This window comes from Halomonas sp. BN3-1 (assembly GCF_003056325.1).
GTDB lineage: Bacteria > Pseudomonadota > Gammaproteobacteria > Pseudomonadales > Halomonadaceae > Halomonas > Halomonas litopenaei.
This window is the reverse complement of the sequence record NZ_PYVV01000010.1, coordinates 20,972-38,485: the sequence shown is the minus strand read 5'-3', so window position 1 is coordinate 38,485 and position 17,514 is coordinate 20,972. Positions and strand designations below refer to the sequence as shown.

Below are 17,514 nucleotides of genomic sequence, written 5' to 3'. Positions count from 1 at the left end.
CTTGAATAGAAAGGTAAAGTGGCGGAGGGACAGGGATTCGAACCCTGGAAGGGCGTTAACCCTTGCCGGTTTTCAAGACCGGTGCATTCAACCGCTCTGCCATCCCTCCGGCTCACGGCGGTGTACTTTACCAGCTTTTCTCCCCACGTCAACACTTGTGTGCGATCAATGTCTTACGCGATAGAGCGACACCCCTCCCTGATGCCTTCAAGGGAGCTGTTGCAATAGGGTGACTGCGCAAAAATTGTGCAGCTAAGCAATTTTTTGTCGCCGATAGGAAACAGTGTTCGCGCCGCCCATGGCGGGCCCATGGGCCAGTCTGATCGCTTGAATGGCGTTGAAACCCCGTCGCCAGGCGGCTTGCGTCGGGAACTTGCTGGGGGCATGCTGTGTCGAATGCATGTCAACCAACAGGGAGCTCTGGATACATGGCTTATCAAGAGTCACAGGTGAATCGTCAGACCCAGACGCAGGTCGCTGCGACGAACAAGGTTCTGCGCAACACCTACGGCTTGCTGGCGATGACACTACTGTTCTCTGCCATCACCGCAGGGGCCGCCGTGGCCCTCGGTGTACAGCAGATGAACATTCTGGTGTTCTTCATCGGCGCCTACGGCCTGATGTTCCTGGTCCACAAGACCGCCAACTCGGCCCTCGGCCTGCTGGCGACCTTTGCCTTCACTGGCTTCATGGGCTTCACCCTCGGCCCGATCCTGAGCGCCTATCTGACGCTGTCCAACGGTCCCGAGCTGATCATGACCGCACTGGGCATGACCGGCCTGACCTTCTTTGGTCTGTCAGCGGTGGCGTTGATCACTCGCAAGGACTTCAGCTTCCTGGCGAACTTCATGATGGCTGGCGCCATCGTGCTGATCCTGGCCATGGTGGCGGCGTTGATCTTCAACATTCCGTCGCTGTCGCTGATGGTATCGGCTGGCTTCGTGCTGTTCTCCTCCGCGGCGATCCTGTACCAGACCAGCGAGATCGTGCACCGTGCCGGCGAGACCAACTACATCCTCGCCACCATCACTCTCTATGTGTCGATCTACAACCTGTTCATCAGCCTGCTGTCGCTGCTGGGCGTGGTAAGCCAGGACTGATCGTCGCAAGACGTTCTGGCACAACTGTCGTACACTGTCGGCCCCGCCTTGGCGGGGCCGACGTGTTTTTGATGACCCGCTTTGTTCAACTCCCGACGTTGGCGGGAGCCAAGGGAATACCATGCGTTATGCCATCCTGCTGCTGGGTGCCCCCTACAGCCATCAGGCCGCACACAGCGCGCTGCGCTTCGCCCGTGCGGTGATCGCCCGCGGTCACCACCTGGAGGCCGTCTTCTTCTATCGCGATGGCGTTCACAACGCCGCGCGCCTGGCATCGCCGCCCCAGGACGAGCCTCATCTGGTCGACGGCTGGACCACGCTGAACCAGGAGCATGGCGTGCGTCTCGAGGTGTGCATCGCCGCCGCACTGCGCCGAGGCATCGTCGACGCCGACGAGGCGGCCAGGCACGGCAAGCAAGGCCACAGCGTCCAGGCGCCGTTCGAGCTGACCGGCCTCGGCCAGCTGGTGGACCTGGGCCTCGAGTGTGACAGGCTGGTAACCTTTGGTGCCTGAACAACACCGAGCTGCTGCCGACTGCCGCCAGGCAATGGGTCCCGAGCAGGGCAACGCTGAACCGAGAAGAGTGAAAGGTCGATGATTGAGGAACCCAACGACGATTCGGGGGATCTGCTGGTGATTCTTCGTCATGGCCCCCATGGCACCAGCTACCTGAAAGAAGGTCTCGACACGGCGCTGGTGGCCGCCGCCTTCGGACGCCGGGTATCCCTGTTGTTCCTGGCCAGTGGCGTGGCGGCACTGGTGCCGGGGCAGGGCGCCGGCCCGCTGGGGCAGAAGGGCACCCAGCCGACGCTGGCCATGCTCGAGATGTACGACATCGACCGGCTGTTCGTGGATGGGGCAGGACTTGCCGAGTTGGGCGTGGCGCCCGAGACGCTGACGCCGGATGCCATTGTCATCGAGGGTGACGCCATTGCCGCCCTGATGGCGGAGCACGCATTGGTGCTGACCTTCTGAATCGGCGTCACAGACGACTCCAGACCGCGTCTCTGTCGGGGCTCGCTCCCGCCAGGTTTTACCCATCGACGTCAGCCACTGGACTCACCCACGACCACTACCAGGAATCGGGATGATACTGCACACCCTCAATCGTTCACCGCTGGAGTCGACGGTCTATCGGCAGGCGCTACGGGCGTTGGCAGAAGACGACAAGCTGTTATTGATCGAAGACGCCGTGCTTGGCGCTCTGCCGGCCCAGCAGGCGCTGTGGTCGTCTCTGCCCGGTCGTCTACTGGCGCTGGCCGAAGATCTCGAGGCGCGCGGCTTGAGCGAACACTGTGCCACCGGCATCGAAGTCGTCGACGTGGACGGTTTTGTCAGGCTCACCGAAGAGGCCGATAAAGTGGTCAGCTGGTACTGAGGTAACACGATGGCAAGCACTGAAACTGCACGAACCCTGGAACTCGGCCAGGCCTCCGTCCCCCTGGACCCGGAAGGCTATCTGATCAATCTCGATGACTGGAGTCCCGCCGTCGCCGAGGCGCTGGCGGCGGAAGAGGGCATCACCCTCGGCGACGAACACTGGCAGGTGATCGACGTCCTGCGAGACTTCTATGCGCGCTTCGAGCAGGCTCCGGCCATGCGCCCGCTGGTCAAGGCGGTGGGCCAGGCGCTGGGCAAGGACAAGGGGAGCTCGCTGTACCTGATGAAGCTGTTCCCCGGCAGCCCCCCCAAGCTGGGCGCCCGTTTGGCGGGCCTGCCCAAACCAACCAACTGCCTGTAGACGTGCGGCGTTGAACTTTCTCGCCCACGCCTGGCTCGCCCGTGCCGGTGACGACGACTTTCTGCTCGGCAACCTGATCGCCGACGGCGTCAAGGGGCGCGATCTCGGCCAGTGGCCCGAAGGCGTCGCAGCAGGCATACAGCATCACCGGCGGGTGGACGCCTTCGTCGATCGTCATCCCTCGGTACTTGCCGCTCGACGTCGGGCACCTGCGGCGAGTCGTCGTGTGGCCGGTATTGCCCTGGATCTGATGTGGGACCACTTTCTCGCTCGGGATCTGGCTACCAGCGACCCACACGAGCGCGAGGTCGTGATCGAGCGATGCTATCGACTGTTCGAGTACCACGGCGCACCGCAGCGGCTGGCCACCATGGTGCCGGTACTGGTGCGTGAGGACTGGCTGCGTCGCTACGCCAGCCTCGCCTTCACCTGCCGTGCCATCGCCGGCATTGGCTCACGCCTGTCCGGGCCCAACCGACTGGCCGAACTGGTGCCGCATCTGCGCGATGACTATCGTCAACTGGACGACGACTTCGCGACCCTGTGGCGCGATACCCGCGCGGAACTCGAGACCTCGGGTTCCTAGGGCTCTAACCTTCGCTCGTCGACTTTTCGGACCGCGCCTAGCGACTACCGCGCTGCTTCAGCGGACCGCTACCAGGTCCGCAGCCACAGGCATTCCACCTTGTCGCCCGGCGCTATCTCGCAATGGGGCGGGATCACCGCCAGGGCGTCGGCATCAATGCAGGATGACAGTACCCCGGAATTCTGGTCGGAAAACGCCAGGGCGCTGACGCCCTGTGGGCCGAAGGCGAGGCGCACCCGCATGTAGTGCTGGCGCGGACCGGTGGAGGTGGCAAAGTCGCTGCGGGCCCATAGCCGCGGTAGCTCCGCCATGGATTCACAGCCCTGCAGGGCACCCAGCAGCGGGCGCAAGAATAGCCAGGCACCGACATAGCTGGACACCGGATTGCCGGGCAAGCCGACAAACCGCACCGGCGTGCCGCCAGGTCCTTCCATCTGACCCAGGGCCAGCGGCTTGCCGGGACGAATGGCCAGGCGCCACAGGTTCAGCGTGCCCAGTGTCTCCAGCGCCGCCTTGACGTGATCTTCCTCACCGACGCTGACGCCGCCGGTGGAGACCACCAGGTCCGCTACCTCGGCGGCCTCCTTCAGACAGGCGCGGGTACCCTCCGGGCTATCCGGTACGCTGCGCGTGAGCACTATTTCGGCGCCGAAGCGCTCCAGCAGGCTCTTGAGCATGGGGCGGTTGGAGTTGTAGATCTGGCCAGCTGCCAGGGGCTTGCCCGGATCGATGATCTCGTCGCCGGTGGACAGCAAGGCCACCCTGGGTCGGCGGTGGACGTCCACTTCGACGATACCCTGGCCTGCCAGGTGGCCAAGTGCGGCGGCGTCGAGCCGAGTGCCGGCGTCCAGCAGCGGGGCGCCTGCGCGTACGTCGCGGCCCCGCCGGCGCACGTTGTCGCCCGCCGGGATGTCGGCGGGAATGACGGCCTCATCACCCTCGCGCTGGACCTTCTCCTGCATCACCACACAGTCGGCGCCTTCGGGCAGCTGGCCACCGGTAAAGATGCGGGCACAGCGGCCGCGCTCCAGTCGCTCGCCCGGGGCCCCGGCGGCCACTCGCAGGGCCACCGGCAGGCGTTGTCCGGCGTCTTCATGGTGCAGGGCGTAACCGTCCATGGCGCTATTGTCGAACGGCGGTACATCCAGGGCCGCCACGACCGGGGCTGCCAGCACACGGCCTTCGGCCTGTTCGCAGGGCTGGCGCTCCACCGGCAGCGGCGCGACGCCATCGAGCAGGGTGGCCAGGGCGTCCTCCATGGGCGCCAGTGACGCTGCGTGGCTAGACGTCATGCTGCCCCCGCTCCGGTATCACCAGATTGGCGAAGTTGCAGGGCCGGTGACGGCTGTCGAGCTGCTCGGCAAGGATGCCGTCCCAGGCGGTGCGGCAAGCGCCGGTGGAGCCCGGCAGGCAGAACACCACGGTGTGATTGGCCATGCCTCCCAGGCAGCGGCTTTGCACGGTGGAGCTGCCGATTTCCTGATAGGACAGCTGGCGGAACAGCTCGCCGAAGCCCTCGATGCGCTTGTCGAGCAGGGCCGATACCGCCTCCGGGGTGGAATCCCGTCCGGTGAAGCCGGTACCGCCGGTGGTCAGGATCACCTGCACTTCGGGGTCGGCGATCCAGCCTGACACCACCGCACGGATACGATAGATGTCATCGATCACGATCTGCTTGTCGGCGAGCTGGTGGCCGGCGGCCTCGAGCCGCTGCACCAGCGCCTGACCGCTGCGATCGGTGTCTTCGGTGCGGGTGTCGGAGACGGTCAGTACCGCCACCTTCAACCCGATCATGGTGTCCTGACTCACTGGCGTCACTCCTTGTCACCGGTACGCTGCTGCTTGGCCTGCTGGCGAGCCTCGAAGGCCGCCATCTGTTCGGGGGTGGCCTTGGCCTGATACCTGTCCTTCCATTCGCTGTAGGGCATGCCGTAGACGTGTTCACGGGCGCTTTCGTAGTCGAGCGTCTCACCGCGCTCTTCGGCGGCGGCGACCAGCCACTTGGACAGGCAGTTGCGGCAGAAGTCCGCCAGAATCATCAAATCGATGTTCTGCACATCCTTGTTGTCGTCAAGGTGGCGAAGCAGGCGGCGGAAGGCGGCCGCCTCGAGTTCGGTGCGAGTGGCCTCATCGAGGTGCTGCATGGGGGACTCCAGTAACAGAAAACGATCAGTCGGGCGACTGTCCCACGATGGTAACGCAAGACCGTCACAAGAACAGCGGCAAAAGAATGCCGCCCCGAGTGAGCCCGGGGCGGCGAGAGGGATAGCGGTCACCGTGGGTGGGGCTGCGCTCAGGAGGGGCTGGGTGATTCCGGTTTGGTATCGTCGGTGGCCTCCACGTCAGCCGGCGCCTCGGCCTGATCCTTGACCTCTTCGTACCACAGGTTGTGGTGCTGCTTGGCCCAGCTTTCGTCGACGTAGCCGGTGGTCATGCCCTCGAGCGCACCCTCGGTCCCCAGGGTGCCGATATAGATGTGACCGAAGGAGACGGCGGTAAGCGCGAGGGCACCCACCGCATGGATGATGTTGGCCCACTGCATGGTGTCCCGGCTCTGGTCGAAGTTCGGGAAATCCAGTACCAGGCCACTGACGAAGACAACCATGCCGGCCGTGGCCAACAGCCAGAACCAGGCCTTCTCGCCTCCGTTGGCAAAGCCGGCGTCTGGATGCTTGTCGCCGACCATGCCGCCGCCTTGCTTGAACCACTCGATATCGTGGGCCTTGATCCAGTTGTGCTTGAGAAAGCGCAACAGCACGAAGATCAGCAGCAGACCGAAGAACGGACCGATGTAGTTGTGCAGGAACTTTGTGCCGCTGATCATCGCAGCCCAGAAGGCGTCGCCAAACACTGGCTTGAACACGAACTTGCCGTAGAGAATGTTGAGGCCCGTCAGCGCCAGGATGATGAACAGCGTCGCCAGGGTCCAGTGCAGCGCCCGGCTGAGTACCGACCAGCGCAACAGCTTACGCCCGGTGCGTGGCTCCTCGAGGCGGCTGCGACCGACGATCAGATAGAAGATGGTGATCATCACCAGCATGCCGCCCACGGCGATCAGCCCGAAGGGCGAGACCCACTTGTTGCGCCATTGGCGCCAGCTCTCGCCGCTCTGGTTGATCAGGCTGTAGGTCGAATCGTGGCGGGTATCGATAAAGGACTCGCCATCCTTCACCTGGCGCCAGGTATCGGCGTCGGCGCTGGGTACGGCGGTGGCGATCTCGGCATTGGGGTCGGCACCCATGGCGGGAGCGGCGCAGGCCAGCAACAACAGCAGCAGTGCTGGCAGCACCAGCCCCAGGGCTCCACCCGGTCGAGGCAAGGCATCACGAAGGTTCATGGGGCCTCCTCACTGGTTACGTGTGGCGTCGTAGGCCATGGCGTCGATCGCCGAGGGCGAGCCATTGCCGATATCCGACCAGGCGCCATCCTTGTGACCACGGCGCACCACCCGCTCGCGGAAGATGTCGGCAACGGTCTGGGCATCGCCTGCCAGCAGCGCCTTGGTCGAGCACATTTCGGCGCACAGCGGCAGCTTGCCCTCGGCGATGCGGTTGGCGCCGTATTTCTCGTACTCTTCTTCGGGGCTGTCGGCGGGGCCGCCGGCGCAGAAGGTGCACTTGTCCATCTTGCCGCGCTCGCCGAAGGCGTCCTGCTGGGGAAACTGCGGCGCGCCGAAGGGGCAGGCGTACAGGCAGTAACCGCAGCCGATGCACAGATCCTTGTCGTGCAGCACGATGCCGTCGTCTGTCTTGTAGAAGCAGTCGGTGGGGCAGACCGCCATGCAGGGTGCGTCATCGCAGTGCATGCAGGCCACCGAGATGGACACCTCGGACGGCTCGCCGTCGTTCAGGGTGACCACCCGGCGGCGCTGGATGCCCCACTCGACCTCGTTGGCGTTCTTGCAGGCGGTGACGCAACCATTGCACTCGATGCAGCGCTCGGCGTCACACATGAATTTCATCTGGGCCATGTCGAAACTCCTGTTGGTTCGGTGACGTCGGTGTCTAGCTGGCGAGTTCGATGCGACACAGGGTGCACTTGGTTTCCTGCATCTGGGTCACCGAGTCGTAGCCGTAGGTGGTGGCGGTGTTGACCGCCTCACCGATCACGTAGGGCGTGGTGCCATCCGGATAGCGGTCGGCCAGGCTTTCGCCCTGGAACATGCCGCCGAAGTGGAAGGGCATGAACACCACTTCCCGCGCTACCCGAGGCGTCACCATGGCCTTGACCTTGATACGGCCGCCTTCGGCGCCTTCCACCCACACCATGTTGCCGTCCTTGACCCCCAGGTCGTTGGCCAGGGCAGGGTTGATCTCGACGAACATCTCCTGCTGCAGCTCGGCCAGCCATGACATGGAGCGCGTTTCCTCGCCGCCGCCTTCGTACTCGACCAGGCGGCCAGAAGTCATGATGATCGGGTACTTCTTGCTGGCATCATTCTGCTGAATGCTCTGGTACAGCGTCGGCAGGCGGTAGTGCGAGGCGACGTCATCCCAGGTGGGGTAGTCCTCGACCAGATCCCGGCGTGAGGTATAGAGCGGCTCGCGGTGCTTGGGAATCGGGTCGGGGAAGGTCCAGACGTTGCAGCGCGCCTTGGCGTTGCCGAAAGGTGAGCACTCATGGGCGATGGCAACGCGCTGGATGCCGCCGGACAGGTCGGTCTTCCAGTTCTTGCCTTCCGCCGCGGCCTTTTCTTCGTCGGTCAGTTCATCCCACCAGCCCAGGTCCTTGAGCATCTGGGCGCTGAACTCGGGGTAGCCGTCCTCGAGATCGGAACCGGCGCTGAACGAGTTGTCGGCGAGAATCGGGGTGCCTTCGTGCTCGATGCCAAAACGCGCACGGAAGGTCAGGCCGCCCTGGGATACCGGTTTGCTGGTGTCGTACAGAATGGGGGTGCCGGGGTGATTGAGCTCCGCGGTACCCCAGCAGGGCCATGGCAGGCCGTAGTAATCGCCGTCGGCCGGGCCGCCTTCGGCACGCAGATCGCGGAAGCTGAAGGTATGCCAGTTCTGCTGGTGGGTCTTGAGCCGCTCGGGGCTCTGCCCGGTGTAACCCACGGTCCACATGCCGCGGTTGAACTCCCGGGTGATGTCCTCGATCAGCGGCTCCTCGCCGTTGATCTGAATGTTCTTGAACAGCTCGTCGGCAAATCCGAGGCGCTGGCTCAGCAGGTACATGATGCTGTGGTCGGGCTTGGCCTCGAAGGCCGGCTCCACCACCCGGTCACGCCACTGCAGAGAGCGATTGGTGGCGGTGACGCTGCCGTAGGTCTCGAACTGGGTGGCCGCCGGCAGAAGATAGACGCCATCGCTGCGATCGTGCATGACCCCGGCGACGGTGGGATAGGGGTCGACGATGACCATCATCTCGAGCTTCTGCATCGCTTTCTGCATTTCGGTGCCGCGGGTCTGGGAGTTGACCGCATGGCCCCAGTAGAACATCGCCTTCAGGCTGGTGCGCTGGGAGATGTCCTGGTCTTCCTCGAGGACGCCATCGATCCAGCGCGATACCGTGATGCCGCTGGAGTGCATGGGGTAGCCGTCGGCGTACTCGGTCTGATCGAAGCGGCTCTTGAGCCATTCGTAATCGAGGTCCCAGATCTGCGCCCAGTGCTTCCAGGCGGCTTCCGACAGACCGTAATAGCCGGGTAGCGAATGCGACATCAGGCCGAGATCGGTCGCCCCCTGGACATTGTCGTGCCCCCGGAAGATGTTGGCGCCGCCGCCTGACTTGCCGATATTGCCCAGCGCCAGTTCGAGGATGCAGTAGGCCCGGGTGTTGTTGTTGCCGGTGGTGTGCTGGGTGCCGCCCATGCACCAGACGATGCAGCCGGGACGGTTTTCCGCCAGCCGCCTGGCGGTGTCGTACATGGCGGCTTCCGGCACCCCGGTGATGCGCTCCACTTCACTCGGCGGGAAGTTGGCGACCTCGTTGCGGACCTCGTCCATGGCGTAGACGCGCTGGTCGATGTACTGCTGGTCTTCCCAGCCGTTCTCGAAGATGTGCCAGAGCAGGCCCCAGATGAAGGCCACGTCGGAACCCGGCCGGATCCGCACGTAGTGGTCGGCCTTGGCCGCCGTGCGGGTGAAGCGCGGATCGACGACGATGATTTCGGCCTGGCTGCGCTCCTTGGCCAGCAGGATGTGCTGCATGGCCACCGGGTGCGCTTCGCTGGGGTTGGAGCCGATGAACATGATCGAGCGGCTGTTCTGGAGGTCGTTGAGCGAGTTGGTCATCGCTCCGTAGCCCCAGGTATTGGCGACGCCCGCCACGGTGGTGGAGTGGCAGATGCGCGCCTGGTGGTCGGTATTGTTGGTACCGGCCAGCGCCGCGAACTTGCGCATCAGGTAGGCCTGTTCGTTGCTGAACTTGGCCGAGCCGAGCCAGTAGACACTGTCCGGGCCATGCTGCTCGGTCAGTTCCAGCACCTTGGCACCGATTTCGTCGATGGCCTGGTCCCAGGACAGACGTTGCCACTCGCCCCCGACCAGCTTCATCGGGTACTTGAGGCGGCGGGTGGAGTGACCGTGCTGGCGTAGTGAAGCGCCCTTGGCGCAGTGGGCACCGCGATTGATCGGGTGATCGAAGGCCGGTTCCTGGTGAGTCCAGACCCCTTCCTGGACCTCGGCGTAGACGCCACAGCCCACCGAACAGTGGGAGCAGATGGTGCGGCGGGTTTCCACCGGAGCATCGCTGTAGGGCGTCTTCTCGACCGCCTCGGCGCGTTGCATCATCGGTGAGCCGAACAGTCCAAGACCGGCGACACCGCTGGTCGCCGCGCCACTGCGCTTGAGGAACTGGCGCCGGGAAATGCCGAGACCGGAGACCTTGGGTGTGGTGGAGGTACGTGTCAGTCGCATGGCAGGCTCTCCTTGTTGTCAGTCGCGCAGGGATGCGTAGAAGGCACGTACGTGTTCTGTCTCGCGGTAACCGGCGCTGTCATCGGGTTTCTCGGTGGCGGTCGTGGCGCTGTCATCGCGCGCCACAGCAACCGAGGCCTGGCCGACCACCACCGCGGCACCGGCGGCCACGGTGCCGCCCCCCAGGGCCTTGAGAAGACGACGGCGTTGAGTGTTGGGCGTTGTGCTCATGCTCATTCTCATTCTCCTGCTCCAAGGGCCTGGCCTCGGTCCTCGTGGACGCTGGTGCCGGGCACAGGGGTTCCAAGGGTAGTGTTGTCGATCAGGATGGCGCTCTCGCGCTGGAAAAACAGCGTCGCCAGTTCACCCAGCGCCGCATAGAAGGGGGTGTCGACCCGGGCAAGATCGTGCATGCAGCGGTTGGCCCAGGGTGCCAGGTGGCGATGGAAGAAGCTGCCGGCTCGCTGATCGTTCTGGCCGATCAGCATCGCCATGACCTCGCACATTGCCGCCAGATGATCTTCCGGCTCCGAGACGTCGGCAGAGCGCTGGATGCCCAGCGTCTTGAGATCCCGGCGCAGTGCGACCAGTGATGCTTCCATCAGGCCGCCTTCGCGGTAGTAGGAGGCGTAGGGCAGCACGTCGCCCTGGATGACCCCGATCAGATGACGAAAGTGGGCACGCTCCAGGCGTTCGACGTCGCTGTCGGCAGCAGCGGTGGCCAGCCGACTCCAGGCCTGGCTCAAACGAATGTCGTCCGGCTCTCCCTCGAGGCCGGCAAGCCACTGGCGAAGGGCTTCGCTGGGGGGCTCGCGCAGCAGTGCCGCCAGCAGGGCGTAGATGTCGGCCCTCAGATCGGCTTCTTCGGTGCGGGAGTCAGGAATGTCGTGCGTGGTCATAGCTTGAGCTGGGCCTCCGGATTGGTCGCCATCTCGTGCCATACGTCCTTGACCCGGCAGTCCTGACACATTTCCAGCCGACGTGCCTGGTCACCACTGAAGTACGCATGGTTGGCCAGTTTCTGCTGGATGGCGGCGATGGTGCGGGCGTTGGCGAAGGCGCTGCCACAGACGATGCAGTGAAAGGGTGCGTCTTCGTGGCACACTCGCCACTGGCTGCGTTCCGCGCTGGCGAGGAAGCCGGGAGACAGGCGGATGGCGGATTCTGGACAGCTCTTGCTGCACAGGCCGCACTGGACGCAGTCTGCTTCGCGAAAGTCGAGGCGCGGGGTGTCACCTCCGGCGCCGAGCGCGCCGGTCGGGCAGCTGGCAACACAGCCCATGCACAGAGTGCAGGCATCGGCATTGACCTCGATGCCCCCGAATGGGCTGCCCGGAGGCATCGGGTGCCGCTCGCCGTCCACATGGCCAGTGGTGGCCAGATGGTCCAGTACCAGGGTGAGACGCTCGCGCTTGCCGGGCGCTTCTGCGCCATCTGTTGCCCCTGTATTGCCGGTTCGCCCGCCGGCCATTTGTACCGTGGCCGACGGGGTGTCCTTGTCGCTCCCGAACGCTTGAGCCTGTTCCAGGGAGCGCAGCTGGGGCGTCAGACCCGCATGGCGAGGCAGGGCGAGCGAGCTTTCCTGCTCCTCGTCGCTGAACCACTGCAGTCGGCCGGGATCATGCCCCAGCGCCTCGAGGATCGCTCTGCCCTGGGCCAGCTGATCCTCCAGGTGAGCGACCAGCCTGTCCGGCATGTCGGAGTAGGCCTGGATGCGCACTTCGCAGGCGCCGGCGGCAATGGCCGACAGCCAATGGTCGACGCCGGCAGAACCCAGATCTTCCAGCGCCACATCGATGACGTGGCCGGCCGCGTCGGGTTGCAGGTGCTGGGCGTGATCGGCCTGAACGAAGCGCAGCACCGCCGACTGGCCGCCGGCGGCGTGGTAGTGGTCGAGCCAGGCGAGCAGGGTGTCCTGCTGACGCAGGCTATGCGGTTGGCGGAATTCGATGGCCCCGGTGGGGCAGGCGCTGGTACAGCTACCGACCCCCTGACACAGGTAGGGATCGATCTCGATGCGGGCATCGATGCGTCCGGGGACGCTCTTGATGGCGTCGGCGGGACACACTTCCAGACAGCGGGTACAGCCACCGAAGCCACGAGTGGAGTGGGCGCAGCGATCGGCGTGGACCTCGAAGTAGCGGGGCTTTTCGAATTCACCGATATAGTCGCCGAGGCCGTCGATCAGTGTCGTGCGCGCTTCACCGGCGACCGGGGCATGAAAATAGCCGGGAGGTGGCAGTTCCAGGGGCAGGCGCGGTGTCGGTGTCAGATCCAGCACCAGGTCATGGTGTTCTCGGCCCAGCAGTGCCCGGGCAAGCTCGATGGGGCCCTCATGGCCGTCGAGCCAGGCGCTGAAGTGGCCAAGGTAGCCTTCCAGGTGCAGCCGTCCGAGTTGGGAGGCGAGTAGCGGCTGGAGCTGCACATCGGCAGCCTCGGCACGCTGCAACAGAGCATCATCCGGCACATCGGTCACCACCAGCGTGATACTGGCAAGCCCTTGTTCAAGCCCTCGTGCACGCTCCAGCACTTCCAGCAGGGACGCGCTGTCGCCAATCGCCAGTAGATGGCCATGGCTTTGGTAACCCACCGTTGCTGCGACGAGATTGAGCGGCCAGGAGACGGCGCCAAGGGCTCGCTCACGGGCCTGCCGGTTGACCTCGGTGTCCACCGGCACGGTTGCGATTTTCTGGTTCATGCTGACTCACGGTCGAAAACTTTGTGTTCGTTATGATTTTTTTCTTATGTGTCATCCCCAAGTGTGAGCGCTCTACATCAAATGCGCCAACACTCCTTGGTCGAAGGCGGTAAGCACCGCTATGACGAGGTGGGACCAGGCCCCTCGGGATCTTCCTCGCTGGCAGCCAGCGCCCGGCCAGCGGCTGGCGCTGCACGGCCTGCCTTGGCGGATGCGGAGGTGTGGCTGACACCTCGTTCGCCAGCTTGTGTCATGGCCTCCGACGTTGTGGCGTTGGCTTGCGACTGTGACTGTGACGGTGATGGCGTCGTGGTGGTATCGGCGACGTCCTCGTCGCTAGCGCCGTCTCCCTGATCGCTGTGCCCTGGCGGGGTGTCTGGCAGGGCGTCTGGCGGGGTGTCTGAAAGAGCGTCTGGCGTTTCGCCCGCTGAGTCGGCGACGCTATCTTCCGCGGTCTCCTCGTCATCGACGTTATCCCACCACCGGCGCAGGCGCTGGGCGGTCTCGCTGGGCAAGGGGGTCAGCTTGGCGCGAAAGTCATCATCATAGTCATCCAGCCCGTCGCGCAGGTTGTAGCGTTCACCGCGAAACAGCTGGCGCAGGGCGCGTTTCTTGAGCGCCCGGTCCACGCCCGAGGCGAGGTATGCCCGAATATCGCTGCCGGGCGCCAGCGACTCGGGAGGCGGTAGCTCGACGTCCGCATCAGAGGTCGCGTCCGCGGGTGGTGCGCCGTCGTGCGCATCGTGCTCGGGCGCGGCAGCGGTATCGACCTCGGAGTGGCACGGTTCGGCATCGCTGCTGGCAATTGGGGCGGCGGGGGCTCGCTGCGTGTCGAGAGCACCATCACTGGCGGCGGTGGCGTCAGGGGGGGCGCCGTCAACTACCGACGGGTCCTTGAGCTTTCTGCGGGACCACTGTGACAGGCGACTCATGGGGTGTTCTCCCGGGCACGTCCGGCACCCTTGCGCTTTTTCTTGCGTCCCTCGATCGGCGCCTCGCCATGGGCCACCAGATAGGCCTCTATCCAGGCCTGGATCGCCAGTGGCATCTCTGTGGCGAGCACTCGGTGTTCTCCGTCCATCCAATTGGCCGCGACGTCCTGGCTGGCGGTGATGGCATCGATGTGGGGCTCTCCGTCGCTGTGTCCGGCGCGGATAAACAGACGTGGGGCAGCGGCCTGAAGGTTGAACCGATAAGCCGCCCGCTCGGTCAGGCTGAGCACCAGCGTCACGACGCTGGGCCCCTGATCGCCAGGCTCCAGACGCTCGACTGCCCAGCTGCGCTGGCGAAAGCCCTTGATTACCTTGTCCTGTGGCGTGATCGTCACACTGAGTGGCCGGCGATTGGCTAGCCTCGTCATGGCGTAATGTCCTTGGCAATGGCAGGATGCGGTCAGTCATGCCGTCGAACCTGATCCGTGGTTCCGACTGCTTTTATCGGCCGACTCGTGTCAGCAAGTAGTATTAGCAAAGCAGTTTCCGCATCACGCCGTCAATTCGACGTTATCCGGCCACCTCAGCGCTTATTGTCCGATGGGAAGGTCTATCGGAAAGGTTTGTAGGGAATGTTTATCGGGGATCGAGATGTCGACCATACAACGTAGTCACGCCCTGTTGCCGCCCACCATCGAGATCGACGTCGTCGATGAGTTCGGCGAGTCGCACCGTCAGGCTATCGCCGCGGAGCGCTCGCTGACGGTGTACCTCAACCGGCGGGAGATCGTCACCCTGATGTCGCTGGGAGCGGACCCGGAGGCGTTGGTGGTGGGCTATTTGCGCAATCAGGGGTTGATTACGCAGCGCGAAGACCTCGAGGCGGTGATGGTCGACTGGGAAGTCGAGGCTGCGGCGGTGGTCACTCGCCATTCGCCGGAGGATCTGGAGCAACGGCTAGGCCAGCGCACCGTTACCACCGGCTGCGGTCAGGGCACGGTATTCGGCCGCCTGCTCGATGCGGTGCCACAGACCCGGCTGTCCCAGGCCAGGGTGAGTCAGTCGGTGATCTATCGGCTGCTCGACAACCTGGGAGACTACAACGAGACCTACCGCAGCGCGGGGGCGGTCCATGGCTGTGCGTTATGTCGCCAGACCGAGGTGCTCGACTTTGTCGAAGACGTGGGCCGGCATAATGCGGTGGACACCCTGGCTGGCCGAGAGTGGCTCGACGACCTGCCGCTCGGCCAGGCGGACATCTTCTATACCACCGGACGGCTGACGTCTGAGATGGTGCTCAAGGTGGCCCAGATGGGTATCTCGGTGCTGGTGTCGCGCTCAGGCGTTACCCAGAAGGGCGTGGAGCTGGCCCGGCGCTTCGGCGTGCTGCTGATCGCTCGGGCCAAGGGGCGCAGGCTCCAGATTGTCCATGGGCGCGAGCGCTTCGACTTCGACGCACAGCCGGCCCGGCGTCCCGGAGATATCAAGCGCCGGCAGACGAAAGACTAGGTGTGATCGGAGGCTTTCCAGACGTTGTCGCTCAGGTGTTCTCGCGACGGGTACAGACCGACAGTACGGTGGCGTCCTCTTCACTCACCGAAACTAGCGCGTGTCCCATGTCGCTGTCGAAGTAGATGCTGTCGCCTGCAACCAGGCGCAGCGGCTCGTAGAATTCCGAGTACAGCAGAATCTCGCCGTCCAGCACCATCAGGAATTCCTCGCCATCATGGCGCACCCACTCGGAAAATTCCTCGAAGTGTCTGGCGCGCACGATGGTCTTGAACGGGATCATGCGCTTTTGTGCCAGCTCGCAGCTGAGCAGCTCGTGTTCGTAGGTTGGGGTAGGGTGGCGCTGGCCTTCGCCGCGGCGCGTCATGTCTCGCCTGCCCATGGTGCGGGTCTGCTGCCTGGGGGGTGACAGCAGTTGGGGCAGGTCGATGTCGAGGCCGCCGATCAGCTTCTGCACAGCGGTAAAGGTCGGCGAGATCTGATCGTTCTCGATCTTCGACAGGGTCGAGCGCGCGAGACCGGTCTTCTGGCTGACGTCCTCCAGGGTCCACTGGTTGGCCAGACGAATCTCCTTGAGCCGCTCCCCCAGACGAAGGGGTTCGACGAAGGCCTTGCGGCCGGAGGCGATCTTGAGCGCCGCCTCCTGATCGGTGTGTTGCGCCATGTCGTGTTCACAATAGGAAACCAGGTTTCCTCTAGGCTACCACAGCGTCGCCACTCCCTGCCTGTGTCTCGGCGGGCATTCGACCCGGGTTTTCTATCTGGACTATCTGCCCCGGCCTGCTATTGGAGGCCTGGCAGCCGAGTCCACCATGAGGCAGTTCGGCGCGTCGATATCTCCCGGACATGTTTCCCGGCATCGGGAAACACAGGCCGACGGAAGGGGCTGGGGCAGGGCAAAGCAAGGACAAGGGCAAGGGCAAGGGGTAAGCCAAGCCACCAGGTGGAAGGCGATTCGCCATGACGGCTCCAGTCGCCGTCGTCAGGGCTGGTAGGCCAACCCCAGCAGGGCCCGCAGATGGGCTTCCACCGAACGTCCCAGCGCCGCCAGGTCATAGCCCCCTTCCAGCACAGAGACGACGCGGCCCTCGGCATGTCGCCGGGCAATATCGAGGATACCCTGGGTGATCCAGTGGTAGTCCTCGTCGGCGAGACACAACTCTGCCATGGGGTCGTCGCGATGGGCGTCGAAGCCCGCCGAGATCAGTATCAGCTCAGGGCGGAAGTCTTCAAGAGCGGGCCACCAGTCACGCTCGATGGCCGCGCGAAAACCAGCGCTTTCGGTGCCGGCGGGCAGCGGCGTGTGGGCCACGTTGGGGTAAGGGGTATCCAGATAGCGCCAGGGGTAGAAGGGATACTGGAAGCTGGTGCAGACCATCACCTCGGGGTCATTCTTGAAGATGTCGATGGTGCCGTTGCACTGGTGGACATCGAAGTCGAGGATGGCGATGCGCCGCGCTCCGTGGACGGCGCGGGCGTGGGCCGCGCCGACGGCAACATTGTTGTAGAAGCAGAAGCCCATGGCCTCCTGGGCCTCGGCGTGGTGACCGGGAGGCCTGACCGCACAGAAGACATTGTCGGCCTGACCGCGGAACACCTGATCGACCCCCTTGACCACAGCGCCGGCGGCCAGACGTGCGGCCTGCAGGCTGTCGCTGTTCATCAGGGTATCGGCGTCGATCGAGGCGTGCCCCTCCTGGGGCGAAGCCTGCTCCAGCCGAGTGAGGTGCGCCTCGGGATGCACGCGCTGCAACTGCTCTTCAGTGGCCTCCCGAGCGTCTGCCTGCATCGCGTGTTGCAGCACGCCAGAGCGCATCAGTTGCGCCCTGATGGCATCGAGTCTCAAGGGACTCTCGGGATGATCCGGCCCCATGTCATGACGCTGGCAGTACGGGTGACTGAGAAAGGCTGTGATCATCGATATCTCCGACTGGTCTGGCGCCACCTTAGGAGTAATACGAACCCCGAGACAGTGGCAAATGGTCGAAGCGTGATGCCAAGGATGCCTTGTTCCTGGTCAAGCTAGCGCTGGACGTGGTTGTGGGGTAGCGCCACACTCCGGCACTATTTCCATAACGTTCAAGTGC

Annotated in this window: 20 protein-coding genes and 1 tRNA gene; 7 read left to right on the top strand and 14 right to left on the bottom strand. The window is 64.3% G+C overall.

Annotation, left to right across the window (positions count from 1 at the left end; translation table 11 throughout):
* Positions 1-19: 19 nt before the first annotated feature.
* Positions 20-109 (bottom strand) — tRNA-Ser (locus C9F12_RS14370).
* Positions 110-428: 319 nt separating this feature from the next.
* Between C9F12_RS14370 and C9F12_RS14365 the strand changes: the two genes are divergently transcribed.
* From C9F12_RS14365 to C9F12_RS14340, 6 genes are all read left to right on the top strand, one after another.
* Positions 429-1,100 (top strand): Bax inhibitor-1/YccA family protein, encoded by a 672-nt coding sequence (locus C9F12_RS14365; protein ID WP_045991749.1) that lies wholly within the window; start codon positions 429-431, stop codon positions 1,098-1,100.
* A 121-nt stretch (positions 1,101-1,221) separates the two neighbouring features.
* On the top strand, positions 1,222-1,614 hold the full coding sequence (tusD, locus tag C9F12_RS14360; protein ID WP_045991750.1) for a sulfurtransferase complex subunit TusD: 393 nt from the start codon (positions 1,222-1,224) through the stop codon (positions 1,612-1,614).
* Positions 1,615-1,695: 81 nt separating this feature from the next.
* A complete protein-coding gene (locus C9F12_RS14355) occupies positions 1,696-2,076 on the top strand; it encodes a DsrE family protein (RefSeq protein ID WP_108449308.1) in 381 nt (126 codons plus the stop codon).
* A gap of 112 nt (positions 2,077-2,188) precedes the next feature.
* Complete coding sequence (gene tusB / locus C9F12_RS14350; RefSeq protein WP_108449307.1) at positions 2,189-2,479, top strand: sulfurtransferase complex subunit TusB; 291 nt, start codon at positions 2,189-2,191, stop codon at positions 2,477-2,479.
* Between the two features lie 9 nt (positions 2,480-2,488).
* Positions 2,489-2,842: a TusE/DsrC/DsvC family sulfur relay protein gene (locus C9F12_RS14345; RefSeq protein WP_108449306.1), complete on the top strand. Its 354-nt coding sequence runs from the start codon at positions 2,489-2,491 to the stop codon at positions 2,840-2,842.
* Between the two features lie 10 nt (positions 2,843-2,852).
* Entirely contained in the window at positions 2,853-3,428 is a 576-nt protein-coding gene (locus C9F12_RS14340) for an ACP phosphodiesterase (RefSeq protein ID WP_108449305.1), read from the top strand.
* 68 nt (positions 3,429-3,496) lie between these two features.
* On the opposite strand, the gene glp is transcribed toward C9F12_RS14340, so the two are convergent.
* From glp to C9F12_RS14285, 11 genes are all read right to left on the bottom strand, one after another.
* Positions 3,497-4,720, bottom strand: coding sequence for a gephyrin-like molybdotransferase Glp (gene glp, locus C9F12_RS14335; protein WP_108449304.1), 1,224 nt, complete (start codon positions 4,718-4,720; stop codon positions 3,497-3,499).
* Entirely contained in the window at positions 4,710-5,222 is a 513-nt protein-coding gene (gene moaB / locus C9F12_RS14330; protein WP_108133422.1) for a molybdenum cofactor biosynthesis protein B, read from the bottom strand. The genes glp and moaB overlap by 11 nt, the downstream gene beginning before the upstream one ends.
* A gap of 20 nt (positions 5,223-5,242) precedes the next feature.
* Positions 5,243-5,572: a DUF1244 domain-containing protein gene (locus C9F12_RS14325; RefSeq protein WP_045992216.1), complete on the bottom strand. Its 330-nt coding sequence runs from the start codon at positions 5,570-5,572 to the stop codon at positions 5,243-5,245.
* Positions 5,573-5,721: 149 nt separating this feature from the next.
* Positions 5,722-6,765, bottom strand: coding sequence for a formate dehydrogenase subunit gamma (locus tag C9F12_RS14320; RefSeq protein ID WP_108449303.1), 1,044 nt, complete (start codon positions 6,763-6,765; stop codon positions 5,722-5,724).
* 9 nt (positions 6,766-6,774) lie between these two features.
* Positions 6,775-7,398, bottom strand: a complete 624-nt coding sequence (gene fdh3B, locus C9F12_RS14315; RefSeq protein ID WP_045992214.1) for a formate dehydrogenase FDH3 subunit beta — start codon at positions 7,396-7,398, stop codon at positions 6,775-6,777.
* Positions 7,399-7,432: 34 nt separating this feature from the next.
* Positions 7,433-10,288: a formate dehydrogenase subunit alpha gene (locus C9F12_RS14310; protein ID WP_108449302.1), complete on the bottom strand. Its 2,856-nt coding sequence runs from the start codon at positions 10,286-10,288 to the stop codon at positions 7,433-7,435.
* A gap of 18 nt (positions 10,289-10,306) precedes the next feature.
* Positions 10,307-10,525 carry a twin-arginine translocation pathway signal gene (locus C9F12_RS14305; RefSeq protein WP_240184258.1) on the bottom strand — a complete coding sequence of 73 codons (219 nt, stop codon included), beginning with the start codon at positions 10,523-10,525 and terminating at the stop codon, positions 10,307-10,309.
* 2 nt (positions 10,526-10,527) lie between these two features.
* A complete protein-coding gene (locus C9F12_RS14300) occupies positions 10,528-11,187 on the bottom strand; it encodes a molecular chaperone TorD family protein (RefSeq protein ID WP_108449301.1) in 660 nt (219 codons plus the stop codon).
* A complete protein-coding gene (locus C9F12_RS14295; protein ID WP_108449300.1) occupies positions 11,184-12,986 on the bottom strand; it encodes a 4Fe-4S binding protein in 1,803 nt (600 codons plus the stop codon). The genes C9F12_RS14300 and C9F12_RS14295 overlap by 4 nt, the downstream gene beginning before the upstream one ends.
* Positions 12,987-13,105: 119 nt before the next feature.
* Positions 13,106-13,918 carry a DUF3306 domain-containing protein gene (locus C9F12_RS14290; RefSeq protein ID WP_108449299.1) on the bottom strand — a complete coding sequence of 271 codons (813 nt, stop codon included), beginning with the start codon at positions 13,916-13,918 and terminating at the stop codon, positions 13,106-13,108.
* Positions 13,915-14,346, bottom strand: coding sequence for a DUF3305 domain-containing protein (locus C9F12_RS14285; RefSeq protein ID WP_045992209.1), 432 nt, complete (start codon positions 14,344-14,346; stop codon positions 13,915-13,917). The genes C9F12_RS14290 and C9F12_RS14285 overlap by 4 nt, the downstream gene beginning before the upstream one ends.
* Positions 14,347-14,569: 223 nt before the next feature.
* Here C9F12_RS14285 and C9F12_RS14280 point away from each other — a divergent pair, with 223 nt between their 5' ends.
* Positions 14,570-15,427 carry a formate dehydrogenase accessory sulfurtransferase FdhD gene (locus C9F12_RS14280; RefSeq protein WP_045992208.1) on the top strand — a complete coding sequence of 286 codons (858 nt, stop codon included), beginning with the start codon at positions 14,570-14,572 and terminating at the stop codon, positions 15,425-15,427.
* A 31-nt stretch (positions 15,428-15,458) separates the two neighbouring features.
* On the opposite strand, the gene C9F12_RS14275 is transcribed toward C9F12_RS14280, so the two are convergent.
* Positions 15,459-16,091: an XRE family transcriptional regulator gene (locus tag C9F12_RS14275; protein ID WP_045992207.1), complete on the bottom strand. Its 633-nt coding sequence runs from the start codon at positions 16,089-16,091 to the stop codon at positions 15,459-15,461.
* Between the two features lie 318 nt (positions 16,092-16,409).
* Positions 16,410-17,345, bottom strand: a complete 936-nt coding sequence (locus tag C9F12_RS14270) for a histone deacetylase family protein (protein WP_108449298.1) — start codon at positions 17,343-17,345, stop codon at positions 16,410-16,412.
* Positions 17,346-17,514 lie beyond the last annotated feature (169 nt).

What these genes read in the sequence shown, in the direction of transcription:
- C9F12_RS14365 (WP_045991749.1), top strand. Translation starts at nt 429, where the DNA reads ATGGCTTATCAAGAGTCACAGGTGAATCGTCAGACCCAGACGCAGGTC.
- tusD (WP_045991750.1), top strand. Translation starts at nt 1,222, where the DNA reads ATGCGTTATGCCATCCTGCTGCTGGGTGCCCCCTACAGCCATCAGGCC.
- C9F12_RS14355 (WP_108449308.1), top strand. Translation starts at nt 1,696, where the DNA reads ATGATTGAGGAACCCAACGACGATTCGGGGGATCTGCTGGTGATTCTT.
- tusB (WP_108449307.1), top strand. Translation starts at nt 2,189, where the DNA reads ATGATACTGCACACCCTCAATCGTTCACCGCTGGAGTCGACGGTCTAT.
- C9F12_RS14345 (WP_108449306.1), top strand. Translation starts at nt 2,489, where the DNA reads ATGGCAAGCACTGAAACTGCACGAACCCTGGAACTCGGCCAGGCCTCC.
- glp (WP_108449304.1), bottom strand. Translation starts at nt 4,720, where the DNA reads ATGACGTCTAGCCACGCAGCGTCACTGGCGCCCATGGAGGACGCCCTG.
- moaB (WP_108133422.1), bottom strand. Translation starts at nt 5,222, where the DNA reads ATGATCGGGTTGAAGGTGGCGGTACTGACCGTCTCCGACACCCGCACC.
- C9F12_RS14325 (WP_045992216.1), bottom strand. Translation starts at nt 5,572, where the DNA reads ATGCAGCACCTCGATGAGGCCACTCGCACCGAACTCGAGGCGGCCGCC.
- C9F12_RS14320 (WP_108449303.1), bottom strand. Translation starts at nt 6,765, where the DNA reads ATGAACCTTCGTGATGCCTTGCCTCGACCGGGTGGAGCCCTGGGGCTG.
- fdh3B (WP_045992214.1), bottom strand. Translation starts at nt 7,398, where the DNA reads ATGGCCCAGATGAAATTCATGTGTGACGCCGAGCGCTGCATCGAGTGC.
- C9F12_RS14310 (WP_108449302.1), bottom strand. Translation starts at nt 10,288, where the DNA reads ATGCGACTGACACGTACCTCCACCACACCCAAGGTCTCCGGTCTCGGC.
- C9F12_RS14305 (WP_240184258.1), bottom strand. Translation starts at nt 10,525, where the DNA reads ATGAGCATGAGCACAACGCCCAACACTCAACGCCGTCGTCTTCTCAAG.
- C9F12_RS14300 (WP_108449301.1), bottom strand. Translation starts at nt 11,187, where the DNA reads ATGACCACGCACGACATTCCTGACTCCCGCACCGAAGAAGCCGATCTG.
- C9F12_RS14295 (WP_108449300.1), bottom strand. Translation starts at nt 12,986, where the DNA reads ATGAACCAGAAAATCGCAACCGTGCCGGTGGACACCGAGGTCAACCGG.
- C9F12_RS14290 (WP_108449299.1), bottom strand. Translation starts at nt 13,918, where the DNA reads ATGAGTCGCCTGTCACAGTGGTCCCGCAGAAAGCTCAAGGACCCGTCG.
- C9F12_RS14285 (WP_045992209.1), bottom strand. Translation starts at nt 14,346, where the DNA reads ATGACGAGGCTAGCCAATCGCCGGCCACTCAGTGTGACGATCACGCCA.
- C9F12_RS14280 (WP_045992208.1), top strand. Translation starts at nt 14,570, where the DNA reads ATGTCGACCATACAACGTAGTCACGCCCTGTTGCCGCCCACCATCGAG.
- C9F12_RS14275 (WP_045992207.1), bottom strand. Translation starts at nt 16,091, where the DNA reads ATGGCGCAACACACCGATCAGGAGGCGGCGCTCAAGATCGCCTCCGGC.
- C9F12_RS14270 (WP_108449298.1), bottom strand. Translation starts at nt 17,345, where the DNA reads ATGATCACAGCCTTTCTCAGTCACCCGTACTGCCAGCGTCATGACATG.